This is a genomic window from Stenotrophomonas sp. TWI1183, from assembly GCF_039673115.1.
Classification (GTDB): domain Bacteria; phylum Pseudomonadota; class Gammaproteobacteria; order Xanthomonadales; family Xanthomonadaceae; genus Stenotrophomonas; species Stenotrophomonas maltophilia_AA.
On record NZ_JBDJKZ010000005.1, the window covers coordinates 134,500 to 153,334 of the forward strand.

At 69.1% G+C, this 18,835-nt stretch carries 15 protein-coding genes; all 15 read right to left on the minus strand.

Annotated features, from left to right (window positions below; translation table 11 throughout):
* Window positions 1-21: 21 nt before the first annotated feature.
* Entirely contained in the window at window positions 22-2,844 is a 2,823-nt protein-coding gene (locus tag ABE434_RS07065; RefSeq protein WP_346478320.1) for a hypothetical protein, read from the minus strand.
* A complete protein-coding gene (locus ABE434_RS07070) occupies window positions 2,841-4,985 on the minus strand; it encodes a glycosyl transferase family protein (protein ID WP_346478321.1) in 2,145 nt (714 codons plus the stop codon). The genes ABE434_RS07065 and ABE434_RS07070 overlap by 4 nt, the downstream gene beginning before the upstream one ends.
* 5 nt (window positions 4,986-4,990) lie before the next feature.
* Complete coding sequence (locus ABE434_RS07075; protein WP_346478322.1) at window positions 4,991-7,204, minus strand: hypothetical protein; 2,214 nt, start codon at window positions 7,202-7,204, stop codon at window positions 4,991-4,993.
* Window positions 7,201-8,382: a UDP-N-acetylglucosamine 2-epimerase (non-hydrolyzing) gene (wecB, locus tag ABE434_RS07080; RefSeq protein ID WP_346478323.1), complete on the minus strand. Its 1,182-nt coding sequence runs from the start codon at window positions 8,380-8,382 to the stop codon at window positions 7,201-7,203. The genes ABE434_RS07075 and wecB overlap by 4 nt, the downstream gene beginning before the upstream one ends.
* 171 nt (window positions 8,383-8,553) lie before the next feature.
* Entirely contained in the window at window positions 8,554-9,729 is a 1,176-nt protein-coding gene (gene pncB, locus ABE434_RS07085; protein WP_346478324.1) for a nicotinate phosphoribosyltransferase, read from the minus strand.
* A 54-nt stretch (window positions 9,730-9,783) separates the two neighbouring features.
* Window positions 9,784-10,620 (minus strand): glycosyltransferase family 2 protein, encoded by an 837-nt coding sequence (locus ABE434_RS07090; protein ID WP_346478325.1) that lies wholly within the window; start codon window positions 10,618-10,620, stop codon window positions 9,784-9,786.
* A complete protein-coding gene (locus ABE434_RS07095; protein WP_346478326.1) occupies window positions 10,617-11,483 on the minus strand; it encodes a glycosyltransferase in 867 nt (288 codons plus the stop codon). Before ABE434_RS07095 ends, ABE434_RS07090 begins: the two co-directional genes overlap by 4 nt.
* Before the next feature lie 115 nt (window positions 11,484-11,598).
* A complete protein-coding gene (gspD, locus tag ABE434_RS07100; RefSeq protein WP_346478327.1) occupies window positions 11,599-13,794 on the minus strand; it encodes a type II secretion system secretin GspD in 2,196 nt (731 codons plus the stop codon).
* Window positions 13,795-13,803: 9 nt separating this feature from the next.
* Window positions 13,804-14,592: a hypothetical protein gene (locus ABE434_RS07105; RefSeq protein ID WP_346478328.1), complete on the minus strand. Its 789-nt coding sequence runs from the start codon at window positions 14,590-14,592 to the stop codon at window positions 13,804-13,806.
* The gene (gspM, locus tag ABE434_RS07110; RefSeq protein ID WP_346478329.1) at window positions 14,582-15,340 is read right to left on the minus strand and encodes a type II secretion system protein GspM; all 759 of its coding nucleotides are present in this window, start codon (window positions 15,338-15,340) and stop codon (window positions 14,582-14,584) included. The genes ABE434_RS07105 and gspM overlap by 11 nt, the downstream gene beginning before the upstream one ends.
* On the minus strand, window positions 15,315-16,463 hold the full coding sequence (locus ABE434_RS07115; RefSeq protein WP_346478330.1) for a PilN domain-containing protein: 1,149 nt from the start codon (window positions 16,461-16,463) through the stop codon (window positions 15,315-15,317). Before ABE434_RS07115 ends, gspM begins: the two co-directional genes overlap by 26 nt.
* Entirely contained in the window at window positions 16,460-17,323 is an 864-nt protein-coding gene (locus tag ABE434_RS07120) for a type II secretion system minor pseudopilin GspK (protein ID WP_346478331.1), read from the minus strand. The genes ABE434_RS07115 and ABE434_RS07120 overlap by 4 nt, the downstream gene beginning before the upstream one ends.
* Window positions 17,320-17,958, minus strand: a complete 639-nt coding sequence (locus tag ABE434_RS07125) for a type II secretion system protein J (protein ID WP_346478332.1) — start codon at window positions 17,956-17,958, stop codon at window positions 17,320-17,322. Before ABE434_RS07125 ends, ABE434_RS07120 begins: the two co-directional genes overlap by 4 nt.
* Window positions 17,955-18,374 (minus strand): prepilin-type N-terminal cleavage/methylation domain-containing protein, encoded by a 420-nt coding sequence (locus ABE434_RS07130; RefSeq protein WP_346478333.1) that lies wholly within the window; start codon window positions 18,372-18,374, stop codon window positions 17,955-17,957. The genes ABE434_RS07125 and ABE434_RS07130 overlap by 4 nt, the downstream gene beginning before the upstream one ends.
* Window positions 18,371-18,790 carry a GspH/FimT family pseudopilin gene (locus ABE434_RS07135; RefSeq protein ID WP_319206877.1) on the minus strand — a complete coding sequence of 140 codons (420 nt, stop codon included), beginning with the start codon at window positions 18,788-18,790 and terminating at the stop codon, window positions 18,371-18,373. Before ABE434_RS07135 ends, ABE434_RS07130 begins: the two co-directional genes overlap by 4 nt.
* Window positions 18,791-18,835 lie beyond the last annotated feature (45 nt).

Consider the following 18,835-nt stretch of genomic DNA (forward strand, 5'->3'; position numbering starts at 1 on the left):
GTCGATCATGCCTTTTCCATGTCAGTAGTACAGGGTAGCGGTGGCGAACAGCCCCTTGGCGCGCTGCGTATCGCCGCCGCCGAGGGCGAACCGGTACTGCACGGCCAGGTCCAGGTAGGACCGCGCCGCGTTGTAGTGGTCCTCGCGGAACCAGTAGCGCACGCCCACGCCGGGACCCGCGCCCAGCGACCAGCTGCGATCGGTGTCGGAGAGGTCGAAGGACTGCGCGCCGATCAGCGGATACGCGATGCCCCGCACCTTCGAGCGCTGGTCGATCCAGTCCGCGCCGATCACCAGATACGGGCTGAGTACCCAGCGGGTCTGGTCGGCGCCGAAGCGATAGCTGCGTCCTGCGCGCAGTTCGGCCGCACCGAACCACTGCTGGCGACGCAGGCGCCCCTCGGAGTCCGTCAGCCGCGCGACCGTGTCGCCGTTGCTGTCGATCTGATCGACGCTGAACTGCGCACGGTTGTCATCCCAGGTGAAGCCGGCCTGGGCGTAACCGCTGAGCGTCCACCATTGGTTGACGTCGGTACGCACGCCGGTGCCGTGGTAGAAGCCGTAGGTCAGGTAGGACATCCAGCCGCCGGCGTTGTCCTTCAGCCGGTAGCGGGCCGCGGTGGTCATCTGCAGCGGCTGGCTCGACTCCACCTGGATGCGGCACTGGATGGCCGCAGAATCCGGATAGACGCCGCCGTTGCGGGTCGCCGTGCCAAGGAACTGGCGGCGCTCGAGGCCGGCGCTCAGTCCGGTCTGGCCGAAGGTGTAGCGCGCCCCGAACGAGCCGATGGTGGACGGCCAGCCGGCGATCGAACGCGAGCGGCTGAGTCGCTCCGCGCGCGCGCGCGCATCCTCGCTGGGGATGCCGGTGCACGGGTCGATCGCCTGCAGCGATTCAAAGGTGCCGCCTTCGTCGTACAGGGTGTTGGCCAGGCGCGCATACAGCTCCAGCGTGCCATGGCGGTTGTTGGTTTTCTCGGGTCGCCAGAACGCTTCGAGCGTGCCGAACACCGAATCGCCGGGGGTGCTGATCGCCGCACCGCCCAGATTGGTCGCCGCCTGGCGTGCGCCCCGGTAGCCGGCCGACAAGGTCATGCCCCACTCGCGCGAGTAGTTGGCGATGGAACTGCGCGTGTTGTAGCGCTGCGCGGTGTCCAGCGGCAACGTGCCTGCGTCGGCACTGTCGATCGCACCGCGCAGCAGGGTCACCGCCTCGGTGTGTTGGCCCAGTGCAGCGTTGGCGTAGGCCTGGTCCAGCACCACCGTCGGCGGTGCCTTGCCGGTCGCCTCCGCCGCCTGGAAATCGCCCAGTGCATGGCGTGGATCACCGGCGCGCTGGTTGAGATAGCCACGTTGCATCAGCAGGCCGGCATCCTCCGGCGTGGTGGCCAGTGCGGTATCCAGGCGCTGGCGTGCTTCGGCCTGCTGGCTGCGGTCGCCCGCGGCCAGCGAGGTGGTCAACAAGGCCTGCAGCGGCGCGCTGTCCTGCGCGGCCTGCACGGCCTTGCGCGCCTCCTCGATGGCCTGCTGGTAGTCCTGCCGGCCAAAGGCCGCATAGGCACGCTGGGCTGCGCCGCCCTCGCCCTGCAGGTCGGTCGGGGTCAGCTCGCATTGCGTGCCATAGGGCGTTTCACGGCATTGCTGGATCGGTGCCGGATAGGTCGCCTCGGTGAGCGCCAGGCCCGGCCGCGTCGAGCGCAGCGCGCGGGTGCGCAGGGCCACCGCATCAGCGATGGCGCGGCGGGTATCGGCATCTTCATCTGTCAGCGGATCGGCCTTCAGCGGTGCCAGCAGCTGCTCGGCACGGTCGCGGTCGCCCGCGGCCAGGGCCGCATCCACCGCCAGCAGCCGCACGTTGCGCTGCTGCTGGCCATCCAGCCAATCCTGGGCAAGCACGCGGTCGAAATCCGCATTGGCCTGCGCACTGCGTCCCAGCCGCTGCTGCAGGTAACCGCGCATCACCAGGGCATTGGTGTCGTCGGCGTCCTGCGCGATCGCGTCGGAGGCGGCATCGACCGCCTCGGGCAGCTGGTCGCTGAGCAGCAGCGCGGTCATCAGCAGCAGGCGATGGCTGCCCGACTCCGGGGCCAGTGCCACGGCCCGGCGTGCGGGCGCCACTGCATCCTGCGGACGCAGGGCGATCAGCGCCTGGTAGCCTTCCTGCGCAGGCACCACGGCCTGCTCGCGCTGGATGCGCAGCTGCGCGGCGAGAATATCGGTGCGGTTCGGTGCGCCCAGCGTCAATGCCGTGGCGGCGGCCTGCTGCGCCTCATCGAGCTTTCCGCCCGCCTCCAAAGAGGCCACCCACAGGATCGCCCAGGCGCCCTGCTGCGGCTGCTGGCGGAACGCCTGCTCGGCCTTGCTGGCGGCTTCTTCCATGCGGTCGCTGTTGAACGCCTCATAGGCCTGTGCCGCCAGCGGGAACGCGCGCTGGTAGGCCAGCTCGGCCGCGGTCGGGCGGGCCGCGGCAGCCCCACGCACGCCGGTGCCGGTAGCGGTGCCGCCACGCGGCGCGGCGGCGGCCAGCCCCGGCAGGGCCGGATCGGCGATGCCATCGGCGATCGCGCGCCGTGCCAGCGCACGCACCTCGTCGGCACGGCCCAGCTTCTGCGCCGCATATATCTGCAGCAGCCGCAGCCGCGCCACGTCCGGGCGCAGGCGCACTGCTTCGCTGGCCGTGCGGTAGGCCTGCTGGAAATCGCCGCGGTCGTACGCACCGAATGCCTGCTCGGCGATGCGGTACGCGTTCCCCGACAGCGGAAGCGGTTCCTGCGCGAAGGCAGTGGCGCTGCCCAGGCCGATCAGGCCCAGCGCGATCACGCTGGAAAGCAGGGTGGTTCTCATACCTTCAGCTCTCCGTCGGCGCTGTATTGAGGTTGGCCGGAACGGCGATGCTGCTCGCGCACCGCCTCGGCGATCGCCGCTTCGGTGGCCACGCCGTGCTTGACCAGGTAGTCGCCGATGCGCCCATCGCGCTGCGGCTTGTACTCGTCCAGCACGCGTTCGAACTGGTCCCGGGCGATCAGGCGCATTTCCACCAGCAGATCGCCCAGCAACGGCACCGCGTCGATGCGGTAGGTTTCACCGCTGATCAGACGCAGGCCGGCATTGATCTCGCTCTCGCGCGCGATCGACTGCTCCACGGCAGTCGCGTGCACGTCGTGCAGCAGCTGCGCCTGCTCGGCCTCGCTGAGCGGGTTGGCCACCGCGATCGACAGGGTATCGGCCGTGCTGCCCGGCAGCGGCAACAGGCGCCACTGCACGCACGCTTCCACCGAAAGCGGGAACTGCCCGGCCTGAAGGTAGTCCACGTCGATGACGGCACGCGCCAGGTCGCCCTGGAAGGCGATGGCTTCGGCCAGCGTTTCATCGTCCAGCCAGCCCTGCGAGACCAGGATGCGGCCCAGCGGCTGCTGGCGCCCGCCCTGCTGTTGTTGCAGTGCTTGTTCCAGGCGCTCCGGCTCGACCGCCTGCCAGGTGGTCAGCAGTTCGCCCAGCCGCTTGCGGGTCTGAACCAGCTGCGAAGCACTGGGGAAATCGTGCATGGTCTTGTCCCACACCATGCGCTTGCCGAACAGCAGGTAGAGCAGGAACATGCGCCACGCACGCGCGGTGGCCATGAAGTTGATCATGTTGCCGACCACCATGCGCGGGATCGACATCAACGCGTGTTCCCACCCGTACAGCTTGTTGACGAAGTAGAAGCGCTGCACCACGCGGCTGGCCAGGGCGGCGGTGGTGATCAGGGCGATGTTCATCTGCCAGGTACCGGCCTGGAAGATGGTCGGGAACTGGGTGGTCCACACCCCGGTCACCTTGAGCAGCCAGAACAGCAGCAGCTGCAGGAAGATGATGTAGGCGATGATGCTGACGAACGAGGTGACGATGCCCTTGCGGTCGCGCGCCAGCAGGTACTTGGTCGCCAGCGAGCCGCGCCAGCCCAGCGTTTCCCAGCTCTGCAGGCCGATGCCAAGCACCCAGCGCGCTTTCTGCCGGTAGGAGGCGCGGAAGTTGTCGGGGAAATACTCGCGCACGCACAGCGCCATCGACTGGGTGCTTTCACGCACCGGTCCCCAGCCGAACCACGAGGGTCGGCGCACGCGGAACTGCACCGGGAACCGGGCGAAGATCGAATGCATGCCCATCGCCGCCAGGCGCGCGCCCACGTCGTAGTCCTCGGTAAGGCTGTCGGTGTTGAACGGCTGGTTGTTGGTGGCCGCGCTCAAGGCCAGCAGCGCCTTGCGCGAAAAACAGGTGCCGACGCCGGCCGAGGGCACCATGCCCGACACGCTCTCGCGCACCACCAGATCCTTGGCATGCCATTCGGCGAACTCATCCATGTACACGCCGGCGATCAGCTCGTACCACTCGCGGTCCAGCGAGGTCACCGGCAGCTGGATCATGTCCTTGCGCGGCAGCAGGTAGTTGAAGAAGCGCAGCTCCATCGGATGCAGCACGTCCTCGCTGTCATGCAGGATCACCCCGGCGAACTCGATATCGTGCCGCTTTTCATAATCGAAGATCGACAGGATCAGCCAGTTGAGGCAATCGGCCTTGCTGGTCGGGCCGGCATGCGGCACCTCCACCCGGCGCAGGCGTTTGTAACGCCGGCGCATGCGCTCCACTTCGGCGATGGTCTCGGCATCGTTGGGATAGGTGCCGACGAAGACGATGTACTCGCGGTAGTCGAGCACATCGATCATGTTCTCCACCATCTGCGCGATCACGTCGTACTCGGCCCAGGCCGGCACCATGATCGCCAACGGCTGTTCGGGGCGTTGCAGCAGGTCCTGCTGGGTCAGCGGACGATACTCGCGACGCTTCTTGACGGTCAGGGTGCGCCAGCTTTCGCGGACCCAGTACCAGACATCGATGAACAGGTCATCGAGGCTGGAGATCAGGATCAGCACGGCCACTGCCGCCGCCACCGTTTCCAGGGTGGCGTAGTAGTTGGCCAGCTGGATGTTCCAGGACAGACCGTCCACGGCGGTCAGTGCCCCGTGTTGCCGGACTTGCGGCGGCGGCGGATCTGGGTGACGCGGGCGGCCAGCAGCGCGAACACGACCAACCCGACGAGGACCAGCAACCACACCATGTGCTGCTGCCACCACGGCTGCGGGTTGCCGGCATCGGCCACGCGCGCGCCATACGGATCCTTGCTGTCGAAGTCGGTCACCACACCGCTGCCATCCAGCACGGCCAGATCACCGCGCAGCAGGCGGAACGGCTGGTCCAGCAGCGGTCCCTGCGCGCCCAGGTCGTTGTAGATCACGCCGGTGTGGCCGCCGGCATCCACCACCTGCACCGCAGCGGCGCGGTCCAGTCCGGCCAGATCGAGCAACGGCTGCTTGCCGCCGCCGACCACCAGGCGACCGTCCTTGAGTCCGGCCGGGTCGACGCCGGACGGGGCCAGCGCGAAGGCCAGGTACGGGTGACCCGGGGTGATCGCGGTGCCGGCATCGACCACCTTCAGTTCGGCCGCCTGCGCCGACACGCCAACCGCGCTGGCGATGGCGATGACCTTGGCCAACGACGCCGGGGCGTCCTGCAGCCAGGTGGCCGGCACGAACACTTCGTTGGCATGCGCCAGCTGGCTGGCCGCGCCGACAAAGTCCATATCAAGGGTGCGCTTGGCCAGCGTGAGGTGGCTGCTGGGCAGGATCGACACCGGGAACGCGGTGGCCGGATCGTGGCAATACGGACGCGCCGGCTGGCGCAGGAAACTCACGCGCACTTCGTTGCGGGCCGCCAATGCATAGGCCGGAACCTTGGCGACCAGCCGCTGCGGCTTGCCGTCGGCGGCGAGCACCCTGGCGCCCAGCAGGTAATCGTTGAAATAGATGCTGGCCACCGCGCCCTGCCCGGCCGCGTTGGGTGCGGCCGACACATCGACCACGACCTGGTCGGGCAGGCGGCCATCGGCCGACAATGCGCCCAGCTCGAAGCTGGCGGTGCGGTCGCCGCGGGTCACGATGTCCAGCGTACCGGACATGTTGCCGAGGCGGCTGAGCAGCACCGCGTTCTCGCCCACCGCCGGCGGGGTGGCCTGGGCCACCTGCAGGGTGCGGCCCAGTGCATACGCGCGCCACTGCTCGGTGAGCAGCCCGGCAACCTTCGCCCCGGCCTCGGCGGCGACCACCAGGGTCGGGCGCCCGGCCACCGCCGCAACGCTGACCGATGCGCCGCCGGCGCCCTTCTCCAGCGCGACCATGTCGCTGCCGCGCCACGCGGTGAACGCCGCGGCGGCATCGCCGCCACTGGCCCCCACCTCGACCGCCAGCGCATCCAGCGCGGCCCGTACGGCGGCACGCAGCGGATCGGTGCTGATGGCCACGTCGACGGCCAGCGGACCACTGTCGCGCAGCGACAGCAGGGCGCCGACTTCGGCCAGCGAGGCGATGCGATGCTGGCTGCCGCCGGCGGCCAGCGCCGCGTAGGCCGGAACAGCCTGCAGGCTGGCCGGAATGCTGATCCCGGTCAGATCGACCGTGCCACCCACCACCGGCAGCGCCACCACGTCGACCTGTTTGCCGCCGTTGCGCAGCGCCGCACCTACCCGCCACGCCGCGTCATAGGCCGGCGCCTGCAGCGCCTTGCCATCGACCAGCAGGCGTACCCGTGTGGGCAGTGCGCCCCAGGCCTTGGCCACGGTGTTCACCGCGCGACCATCGAAGCTGTAGCTGAAACGCGACTCCGGCGACAACCGCAATACGTTGGCCGGGGCACTCTGATCGGCGCATCGGTAATCCGATACCACCGACCACCAGCCCACGCCCACGCGGACGAAACCGTTGTCGCGCGGCAGGCCGTCGATGCCGAGCAGCTGGCTGGCATCGCCCTGCGCATCGGTGATCGAGCGCGCGGCGACCGGGTCGCCATCGACCGACCACAACCCCGAGCTGCGGCCGGTATGGCCGCGCACGTAGCGCCCATCGAGCTGCAGCTGCGCGTCGCGGGTCGGCACGCCCGCCGGTACCGGCAGATAGATCTCACGCTGGCTTTCCTGGCCACTGAGGGTCAGCGGCTGACGGAAACCCAACTCACGCAGCGTCATGCTGCGGGTCACCGTGGCATCGGCGGCCCACTCCGTGAACTGACCGGCCGGGGTGTCGGCAGCGTGGACAGGACTGAGTGGAAGGGCCATCACCAGGGCCAGCGGTAATACCTTGCGGAAACGATCGGTACTACGGTTGGTCTGGGTCATGGCGTCACTTCTGAAAGGGAGGAGTGGGAAACGGCAGAGACGTGGGCGGCCACGAACTCATCGAACGGCTCACCGCGCAGCGCGGCGACGATGCGTGCCGAGGCACGGCCATCGCCGTAGGGGCTGGCATCCGGGATGAAGTGGGCGGCCACGGCCGGCCGGTCGCAGGCCGCGTGCACGGCGGCAACGATGCGGTCGGGATCGGTGCCGACCAGGTGTACGACGCCGGCCTGCACCGCTTCGGGACGCTCGGTGACATCGCGCATCACCAGCACCGGGCGGCCCAGCGCGGGGGCTTCTTCCTGCACGCCACCGGAATCGGTCAGCACCACGTGCGCGCGCTGCATCAGGCGGACGAAATTGAGGTAATCCTGTGGCGCGATGAGATGCACGTTGTCCAGGCCGCCCAGGTGCGCATGGACCGGCCCCTGCACGTTCGGATTGAGATGCACCGGGTAGACGATCTGCAGGTCTTCGCGCCGTGCCAGTTCCGCAAGCGCGCGGCAGATGTTCTCGAAACCGCCACCGAAGTTCTCGCGGCGATGGCCGGTGACCAGCAGCAGCTTGCGCTCGGGCTGCAGGAACGGGAACTGCGCATCGATCGATGCGCGCAGCGCTGCATCCTCGTCGATCCGCTTGACTGTCTGCTTGAGTGCATCGATGACGGTGTTGCCCGTGACACTGATGCGCCCGGCCAGGTTTTCCTGTTCCAGGTTGTAGCGTGAGCTGTCGGTCGGCGCGAACAGATGGTCGGCGACCACGTCGATGACGCGGCGGTTCATTTCTTCCGGCCAGGGCTGCTGCAGGTCACCGGTCCGCAACCCGGCTTCCACATGCGCCACCGGAATGCGGCGATGGAAGGCGGCCAACGCGGCGGTCATCGCCGTACTGGTATCGCCGTGCACCAGCACGCGATCCGGCGCTACCGCTTCGTACAACGCGTCGAGCTTGGCGAACAGCCGGGAACACAGGCCGTTGAGCGTCTGGTCGGCGACCATCACATCCAGGTCGTGATCCGGGTGGATCTCGAACAGGGACATGACCTGGTCGAGCATCGCCCGGTGCTGGCCGGTGATGCAGACGATGGACTCGATTCCCGGCGCGGCGTGCAGTGCGCGCACCAGCGGCCCCATCTTGATAGCTTCAGGACGCGTTCCGAAAACAGATAGCACCTTCACTAGACAGCTCCATGTGATGACCAACGAATGTGACTTCCATCACGCAAATCGTAGGCCAAGTTGCCGGAGCTAGCCAGTGCAACGTGATGAAGATCACATTTTCTCGGAAAAGTGACGCTCAAGGTCACTTAGTGACGCGGATGACGTCCCATTGTCGCTTTTTAAGGCGTCTCACTCGGGTGAAAGCTCGAACACCTGCCGCAGATACGCCAGATAGCCCGGATCGTCGCACATGCTCTTGCCCGGCGAATCGCTCAGTTTGGCGACCGGCTGGCCGTTGCAGCGGACCATCTTGATCACGATGTTGAGCGGGGTCGGCCCCAGGTCGTTGGTCAGGTGCGTGCCCACCCCGAACGCCACCTGGCAACGGCCGCGGAAGTAGTCGAACAGCTGCATCACTTTTTCGATGTTCAAGCCATCGCTGAAGACCAGCACCTTGCTGCGCGGATCGACGCGGCGGCTGTGGAAATGCGCCAGCATGCGGTCGCCCCAGGTGAAGGGGTCGCCGGAGTCGTGGCGGACACCATCGAACAGCTTGCAGAAATACATGTCGAAATCGCGCAGGAAGGCCTCCAGTCCGACCACGTCGGACAGCGCGATGCCCAGGTCGCCCCGGTACTCGCGCGCCCACGATTCCAGCGCGGCGACCTGCGAATCGCGCAGCCGCGGGCCCAGCGCCTGGAACGCCTGCAGATATTCGTGGGCCATGGTGCCGTGCGGCGTCATGCCGTACAGGCGGGCGAAATGCACGTTGCTGGTGCCGACGAACTGCGCACCGAGCGCGTCGCGCAGCATCGGCAGCATGCGCGCATGCCACGCGCGCGAGTAGCGGCGGCGGCTGCCGTAATCGGCGATCCGGCACAGCTCGAAACCAGGGGTATCGCGCAGCAGCGCGGTCTTGGCCTGCAGGCGGCGCTCGCCTTCGCTGAAATCGGAGTTGGTGGTGTTGCGGAACCAGACCTCGTTGATGATCGCCAGCAGCGGGACTTCGAACAGGATGGTGTGCAGCCACGGGCCGGTGATGTCCAGCTCGATCTCACCGGGAACGGTGGTCGACGGGCGCAGCGCGATGTACTTGCGGTCCAGGTGGAACAGGCCGAGGAAATCGGCGAAGTCCGGTTTGACGAAGCGCAGGCCGCGCACGTAGTCCAGCTCTTCGGCGCTGAAGCGCAGGCTGCACAGGTGGTCAATCTCGGCGTTGATCTGGTCGATGAACTGCGCCAGGTCGATGCCCGGGGTCCGGCACTTGAACCGGTACTGCACCTGCGCGCCGGGATACTGATGCAGCACCGCCTGCATCATGGTGAATTTGTACAGGTCGGTGTCGAGCAGGGACTGGATGATCATGCTGAAGAGTATGCGCCTGCCACTGTGTACGACCAACGGCCGGGCAGCGGAAGTCTACCGGCGACGCAGCAGGCGCGGCACCTGCACCAGGGCATGCGCCCAGATCGCGCCCCACACCGCGCAGCGCACCGGCCAGGGACGCTGCGGCGCCTCGAACCGGCGGAAGTACCGCCACAGGCCGCGGTGCTTGTGCCACTCCACGAAGAACGGCCGCGAGCGGCTGGAGACACCACGCACATGGGTGACCTGCAGGTCGTTGGCGATGGCGATCACCGCCCCGGCCTCGCGCGCGCGACGGCACAGGTCCAGGTCCTCGGCGTGCAGGCGATAGCCGGCATCCCATCCCCCGATCCGGTCGAACAGCGCGCGCGGCATCAGCAGCAATGCGCCGGACAGGGCCGGCACGATCTGCAGCGGCTGGCTGCGGTCGACAGGGATGGCGAGTTTCCCGCCCTGCCCGGGGTTGCGCAGCATCGCGGCGAAATCCGGGTCGCGACGGCGCACCGCATCGTCCGGGCGACCGTCTTCGTCGACCTGCTCGACACCGAGGACGCAGTCACCCAGCGGCAGCGCGCGTTCGCGCAGCACGGCCAGGGTCTCGGGACCGACCATCAGGTCCGGGTTGATGAAGGCCAGCCACGGCGCCTGGCTGTCGGCCACGCCCTGGTTGTTGGCCGCGGCGAAGCCGGGGTTGTCCGGGTTGGCGATGAAGCGCACCCGCGCATCCGCGCTGGCATGCCGCTGCACGATGTCCAGGGTGCCGTCGGTGGAGTCGTTGTCGACCACGCGGATCTCGGCGATGTCGCGCGCCTCGCGCAGGCGCAGCAGGCAGGCGTCCAAGGTGCTGGCGCTCTGGTAGCTGACGATGATGGCGGCGATGGCAGGGCTCAAACAGGCGACTCCGGGGCGGCAATGACGGGCGGCGCGAACAGATCGCCCTGCGCCTTCGGCATTATCGCCTGCCGGTGATGCTGCTGCAGGTCGTGGCGCGCCTGCTGCAGTGGATCGGCCATCAGAAAGCCGGCCAGCCGCGGCGGCCAGGCCGGCCAGCGCGTTGCCAGCGCCTCCATGTCGCCCTCGCCGGTCACGCCTTCGGCGACCCGGGCGACGAACGCGGTCTCGCACAGTGCATTCCGCCAGCCGAGCCCGGCCATGCGCAGGCTGAGGTCGATCAGGGCGGCATTCCACGAGGCATAGCTGTGCATGTCCAGGCCGCCCGCCTTGCGCCGCGCATTGCCACGCAACAGCACCGCGTGGGTCACCGCGGACGGCAGCTCGGGATGCAGCGGCGGCATCGCCGCGCAGGCCTGCGCCAGCGGGGCCAGATCCAGGTCGTCCGGAAGAGGGTTGATCTCGCCCAGCCGCGGCCAGGCCGCCGTCTCACCGGCGTTGCACCACGGCGTGGCGGAGCCGATCGAGGGATCGCGGGCCAGGCAGGCCTGCAGCTGCTGCAGCCATCCCGGTGCCGGGATCGCATCCGGGGCGAGCACCACGACATCGGCGCCGGTGCACGCGGCCAGCATCTCATCCAGGTGGGCCACTTCACCGATGGCGCGGGCGCGGCGGGTGTACTCGGCCTGCAGGGGCGTCTGCGCGAGCCAGTGTTCGATCACCGCCTGCGCGCGTGGCCCGGCCTGGCCATCGTCGGCGAGCCAGATCGCGGTAGCGCGCGCGGTGCCGGCATCGAGCGCGGCCAGGCAACGGTCCAGCGCGGCATCATCGACCCCGATCGGCAGCAGGATGACCGTGCTCATGCGGACCTCCGCGTGCTGCCGTCTTCGCCGTGTCGCTGTGTCATCGCAGCCTCCCTTGGGCGCGGCCAGCGTAACAAGATCGGCCCCCGCGGTGACAGCGGGGGCCGGGCAACACTCAGCGCTTGGCCTTGGGCTCGGGGAACGGCTCCATCGCGCGGAAGCGGCTGCTGTATTCGTCGGTCAGGTTCCGCGACTCCTGCGCGTTGCGCACGATGGTCGGGGTCAGCAGCACGATCACCTCGGAGCGCTCGGACTTCTTCGTCTTGCTGCCAAACAGCGCGCCGATGACCGGGATCCTGCTCAGCCCCGGGACACCCCTGGCGCCGTCGTCGTCGGAGTTGGTGATCAGGCCGGCCAGCATGATGGTGTCGCCGCTCTGCACCGCCGCTTCGGTAGAGATCTTGCGGGTATTGATCGGCGGATTGCAGGTGGTGCGGGTCGGGTCGCACCCGGCCGGGATCGCACCGGCCGAACTGACCTCCTGCACGATGTCCAGGAACACCACGCCATCGCGGGTGATGCGCGGTCGCACCTTGAGGATCACGCCGGTATCGAGGTACTGGACCTGGCTGTAGGTGTTGTCGCCGCCCACGCCGGTATTGACCGACACCGAGTTGATCGGGATCTGCGTGCCCACGTTGAGGGTGGCTTCGGCGTTGTTGCGCACGAACAGCGACGGGGTCTGCAGCAGGCGCAGGTTGCTGACCTTGTCCAGTGCGCTGACCACGGCGGCCGCGTTCTTGCCGAGGAAGGTCCAGCCCACGCCGTCGTTGCCGACGGTGCCGGAGATGCTGCCCCAGATCGAGCGGCCCAGCGCGCTCGGCAGGTCGATGCCGCTCTCGGTCTTGCCGGTGGCGACGGCCTGCTCGAAGAACCAGTTCACGCCGTAGCTGAGGTCGCCGGTCAGCGCGACTTCGGCCACCTGCGCTTCGATGTGGACCTGCATCGGCATCACGTCGAGCTTTTCGATGACCTCGCGGATCGAGCGCCAGGCCTGCGGGGTGGAGCGCACCAGCAAGGTGTTGGTTTCCTCCACCGCCGAAACACCGACGGTATCGCCCTGCACTTCCAGGCTGAAGCTGGCGTTGCCGGACTGGCGCTGCGGCAGGCTCATCGTGCCTTCGCCCAGTCCGCCGCGGCTGCTGCCGTTGCTGCTGCCGGTGTTGGAGAAGTTGCTGTTGCTGTTGCCATCGCGGCTTCCGATGTCCATCGGCGACGCGCCCGGCGCCAGCGAACTGCTGCCACGACCACCGCGGCCGTTCTCGTTGGCGAACGCCTCGGCCAAGCGCTCGGCCAGGTCCTTGGCCTTGACGTAGCGCAGCTCGTAGGAGAACAGCCGCGCATTGCCGCCGGCGGTATCGATGCGGTCCAGCCACTGCTGGATCTGGTCGAGGTAACGTGCCTGCGGGGTGATCACCAGCACGGCGTTGGCGTTCTCCAGCGGCAGGAAACGGAACATGCCGGCGCTGGGCGTCTTGCTCTCCTCGCCGAACACCTTTTCCAGATCGGCGGCGACCTGCTCGGCCTTGCCCGACTGGATCGGGAACACGCCCACGGACATGCCCGACAGCCAGTCCACGTCAAAGATCTCCACCGTGCGCAGGTAGTTTTCCAGCTCGCTGCGGGTGCCGCCCAAGGTGATCACGTTGCGGCCGTTGTCGACGTTGACGATCGCGTTCGGGCGCGCGTACGGCTCCAGCACTTTCTTCATCTCGGTGGCGGAGATGTACTGCAGCGGCACCACGCGCACTTCGAAGCCACGCGCATTGGCCGGCGAGGCGGTGCTCGGCGAGACCGTCCCGGCCAGCGCCTGGTCGGCGGCCACGATGTTGTAACGGCCCGCGCTGTAGACCATGCGGGCGTTGTTCCAGCCCAGCACCATTTCCAGCAGGTTCAACGCCTGTGCGGAGGACACCGGCTTGGGCGTGGCGAGCGTCACGGTGCCCTGCACGCCCGGCGCGATCACGTAGTTCTGGCCGAGGAAGTCGCCGAGGATCGCCTTGACCACCGCATGCACCGATTCGCCTTCGAAGTTGAACGTGGCGTTGCCGGTGGAGGCATTGCCCAGCGAGGGTTGCGGTGCGGCCGCGGCGCTGCGGTTGATCATGGTGCCGGTGCCGCGGCGGATCACCGCCTGCGGGGCGCCATGGTTGCCCAGCGGTTCGGCCTCGATGCCCGCGCCGGAGCCGTCGCCGGCAACCACCTGGTGACTGTCGAGCACCGCATCGCGGCGTACCTCCGGCGCGGGCACGGTGGTGCAGCCCACCAACAGGGCGACGAGGAAAGACACGGGGAAAAGGCGCAGGGTCATGCTGTCACTCTAAGGGTTGTGGCCGGAGCCGCCCGCGGGCGGTTGCTGCGACTGCTGTTGCTGTTGCTGCTGCAGTTGCTGGCGGCGCGCCTGGATGCGCTCGCGGATCGCCTTCATCTGCTCTTCGCTGGGCCCCTGCGGATTCTGCGCGGTGGGCGCTGCATTCGAGGGTGCGGCGGCGGCCTGGGGCGCAGGCGCGGGAGCCGGCGGTGGCGGCATCGGTGCTGCCACGCTGTTGATCGGACGCGCGCCGGTGCCGGCCGGCGGTACCGAGGTGAGTGGCGTGGCGCCCAGCACGGTCGGTGGTTCGCCGCCCTGCCCGTTGAACACGGGCAGCTCCAGCGTCTGCGTGCCGCCCGGGCCGCTGACGGTGGCGCGGCGCGGTTCCAGCGCCAGCAGCTGCCAGCCGTTGACCGCTTCACCGTTCAAGCGCAGCCGCAGCGACTGGCGCTGGTCGGTGGTCAGGATCGCCATGCCGAAGCCGGGCGTCAGCAGCACGCCGGTCAGCGATACGCTGCTGGCCGTGCCCTGCTCGGTGCCACCGAGCAGGTACGGGCGCGGCTGACGGTCTTCGGCGAACAAGGGGCGCGCGCCGATCTGTGCATAGGTACTGGCCGAGGCCATGCGTTCGGGCGCAGCGGGCCCGAGTCGCGGCAACGGCGCGGCCCCGGCATCGCCATCGGTGGCCGGGGCGATGCGGCTGCCCATCCCGAACAGCGTCGCCCCCCAGATCGCCAGCGCCCACAGTGCGATGCCACCCAGCCACCAGGTGCGCAGGCCGGCTGCTTCAAGCTTCATGCTCGACCTCCTCGGCAGCGGCCGGTGCAGGCGCTGGGTCGGCCGCATCACCCGACGGGGGTTCTGCCGCATCGGCGGGCGGTGCCGCGCCCGGGTCGGCGGCCGGCCCGGCCGGCAACGGCGATGGCGGCGGTGGTGGCGCCGCACCGGGCTCCAGCGCGGCGCCCGGGCGCAGATACCCGACCAGTTCGAACGACACGTCCAGGCCCGTACCGGTTTCGCTGGGGGATTGCTGGAAGCGCTGCGCGAGCAGATTGAGGTTGTCCACGAACAGGCGCGGCGTGCCCGTCTCCAGCGTATGCAGGACCGCGGCCATCTCCGGCACGCCACAGCGCAGGCGCACCTGCAGCGCCACGCGCGGGAACGCCGGCTCACGGCTGGCATCCGGCAGCGGCGTGCGGTTGCTGATGGTGCAGCTGCGGTTGCCCGGGCTGGCCGAGGCCACGGCATCCTGCAGGCGGCTGGAGAGCGCGGCCGCGGCGGATTCAGCGGTGGCCTCGCGCAGGAAGCCGGGGCGGCCTTCGAGCGCCGCCTGCACCTCACGCAGCTGGGTGGCGATCTGCCCACGCTGCGCCAACTGCGTGTCCACGCGTTGCTGGCGCTCCTGCACGGCGGCGATATCGGCGTTGATCGCCAGCAGCGGGCGGGTCAACCACGGATGCACCAGCAGCAGGTAGGCCACGGCAATCACCGCCAGCAGCAGACCCAGCGCCAGCCAGCGATCACGGCGCGTCGGTTGTGCTGCCATCGGCAACCTCCTTCGCAGGTGGCGTGGCGCCGGGCAGCGGCTGCAGCTCGGCCGTCAGCGTGAAGCGGTCGCGGCCGCTGGTCGCGCCATCGGCCTGCAGCACGCCGGTCAGGTTGACCTTGCGCCACAGCGGCGAATCCTGCAGCAGCGGCACCAGCTGCGAGGCTTCGCGGCTGAGCCCGATCAGCTGCAGCGTCGTGCCTTCGATCGACATTTTTTCCAGATAGGTGCCGTCCGGCAGCAGGCGGGTGAGTTCATTCCAGATCTCCACCGTGCTGGCATGTTCGGCGCGCTTGCCCTCCAGGAACGCAGCGCCTTCGACCAGGCTCTGCACCTGCTGCCGCTCGGCGGCGACCCGGCGTGCATCGCGTGCGGCGTCATCGACCTGCGCGCGCAGCGCATCCGCCGCCGCCTGGCGATTCTCGAGCAGCTGATGACCGGCCAGCGCGATCAGTACGATCGCGCTGATCGCCAGGATCGCGTTCCAGCGCGCCATCGGGTCCCGATACGGCTGCCGCTGCGCGACCGGCAATAGATTGACGTCCAGTGGACGGCCCTCGGCGTCGACCGCATCCACGCCGGCCACGGCCTGTGCCCAGGGCCCGGCCTGCTGTGCCCACTGTTCCAGCTGCGGACGCGGGATAACCACCAGCTCCACCTGCAGCTGGCCATCCGGCAACGCCCCCAGCTCGCGTACGTCGTAGCTGACCTGGCTGGCATCGAATGGCGTCTGCCGATCAATCTCGAAACCGACCACGTCGCGCAGCCGCTCGGCGGCCGCCGCCGGCAAGCGCAGTGGGCGGCGCAGCACCGTGTCGGCAGGCAGCAGCCAATGCCGCGGCAGGCCGCGCAGGCGCGCATCCAGAACGCCATCGACCGCGCCGGGCGAGACCGGCCACGGCAGGTCGGCGATCGCCTCGATCTGTTCGCCGGTCTGGCGCTGCAGGCGCAGGACGTCACCGTCGCGCTGCAGCAGCAGGCGCGAGCGCGACCAGCCCATCGCCCATTGCCAGCGCACCGGCAGCCAGGCCAGCAATGATTGCCGCCACCAGCGCAGGCTGCTGCCCACGCCAGGCGACACGCGCCCCCGGGCCCGCACCAGACTGTCACGCCATGCCGTCATCTTGCTGCCATTCCCTGTTCCCAGCGAAGTACTGTGTATGCCGTTCCCGGCGTGCCTGCCGACCCCATCCTCACCACGGCGCGCAGTACCGATATCCGGCCGCGTTCGTCCGTGGCGCGACTCTCGATACTATAGGTGCCGCTGCCACCTGCAAGCGGTGCGACCGGCAATCCGGCGTCATCCGCGGCCGCGGCGCGCTCGCGTTCGGCCAGCAGGCGTTCTGCATCCAGCCCCAGCGCGGTCAACACCGGGCCGGCCGCGAACCGCGGGTCCGGCCGTGCCTGGCGGCTGTACAGGGTCAGCATCGGTTCGATCCGCGCATACAGGTCCGCATCCATGCCGAGCACGCGCTGCAGCTCCCCCACGGTCTCAAAGCGCGCATTGCGCGCGCCATAGGGCAGGCCGGCCGCGACGTAATCCGGCGTCTCCGCGCCCCCGCCAGGCTGCTTGAGGCTGTCGGCATCGCGCCAGTCGACGATGGCCCCGGCCAGCAGCTGCGCCCGGTCCGGCGCTTCACCCATCGCGCGCAGGAAGGCGCTGAGGAGGCTGGCATCGGCCAGATTCAGGTTCACTTTGCCGTTCTCATCGAGGATCGCCAGATCGATCCGGCGCGCATCGAAGGTCCACCGGTAGCGGCGGCCATCGGCCACCCACGCCGGCTGGCTGGCGCGCGGCTGCAGGCGATGCAGGGCGTATTCCAGCCCGGCACGCGCATATTCCTGGCCGATGGCGTCATCGCCGATCACCCGCTGCTGCATGTGCTCCACGCGCGCGCTCAGCGCGAATGCGCCGATCACCGCCGTGAGCAGGGCGATCAACCACAGCACCAGCACCAGCGCCGCACCGCGCGCCGGCCTCATGGGCGATCCGTCCGTGGTGGCGGCAATGCGGCGATCATCGGCGGCCACGCCGGCCCCTGCAGCGGCACGATCTCGATCGAGACCAGCAAGGGCAGGCGCCGGGTGTCCTCCCAGCGGTCCAGCCACTCGGTGAGCTGGCCGGTGCGCGGATCCGTGCCGCGATAGCGGAAGCGCACCTCGCGCAGCTGATCGGCCAACATCTCCGGCGGGCGCGGCGGAGCTTCTTCGATCGCTTCGCCGTTCTGCAGCAGGGTCAACCCGACCTCCAGCTGCTGCTGCGCGCCCGCGCGCCGGACCTGCAGTTCATGCGCATACGGCCCACCCCGCCCGAGATACCCGGGCAGATCGGAGACGAACAACATCCGCTGCGGCTCGCCCAGGAAATACACCGGGTCGCGGGTGGGATCCGGCGGCGACGTCGCGATCACCAACGCGGTCGACAGGCGGCGGCGCAGGAAGCCTTCGACCGCGCGCATGCGCTCGTTCTGCGCGGCCATGCGCTCGCCGCGCTGGCTGATCATCATCGCCGAGCGCACGGTGGCAAAGGCCAGTGCCAGGCCGCCCACCAGCAGCGCGGTGGCCAGCAGGATTTCGATCAGGGTGAAACCGCGGACACGGCGCGCGCGCAGCGTCATCGCGGTGTGCCCGGTACGGGGGACAGCAGGCGCAGGCTGCGCCACTGCAGCTGCTCGCCGTTGCCTTCGCCCCAGCGCACCTGCAGGGTGATCTGGGCCAGGGTGGGGCCGCCGACGTCGGTCGTCACCGGCGCGGTGGTCGTGCGCGGCTCCGCATACGGCTCGACCTGCAGCCGCCAACGGTACTTGCCCTGCTCCCACTCGCCCTGCGTGCTGCCCTCCTGCAGCGGCGCCTCCACGCCCGTGCTGGCCAGCAACGACTGCGCGTACAACGTGGCGCGACTGCGCACCTCGGCCTGCCCAACCTGGCGCGCCGCGCCGGACAGGCTGCCCAGCAGCAGGGTCAGCGCCAACGCCAGCAGGGCGAACGCGATGATCACCTCGAGCAGCGAGTAGCCGCGCTGGTGCTTCTTCATCGGCCCTCCCGACGCGGGCCCGCACGGACTTCGCCGGTGATCCACCCCACCTGGATGTCCCACACCGCACCGCGCGTGCTCAGCGCGATGCTGCCGCCACTGGCGGCACCGTCGGCGAAGAAGGCGATGCTGCCCTGCCCCGGCGCGGTGCTGAGCTGGCCCGCGCCGCGGAACTGCACGTCCAGCGCGGCGGGAATCTGCCCATGGCGACCGTTCGCGGCCTGCCAGCTGCGCGCGCGCGGATCGATCACGAAGCGCTGGGTCTGCCCGGTGGCGATCGCCTGGGTGCGTGTGTAGCGCAGCTGGGTGGCGATCTCCTTGCCCGCATTGCGCAGGCGCAGGCCCTCGATGCCACCGTTCATCGCGGTGGCGGTGACCACGCCGATGATCGCGATCAGGGCGACCACCAGCAGCATCTCCAGCAGCGACAGACCGCGTGCATGGCTGCCCGTGGACACGCG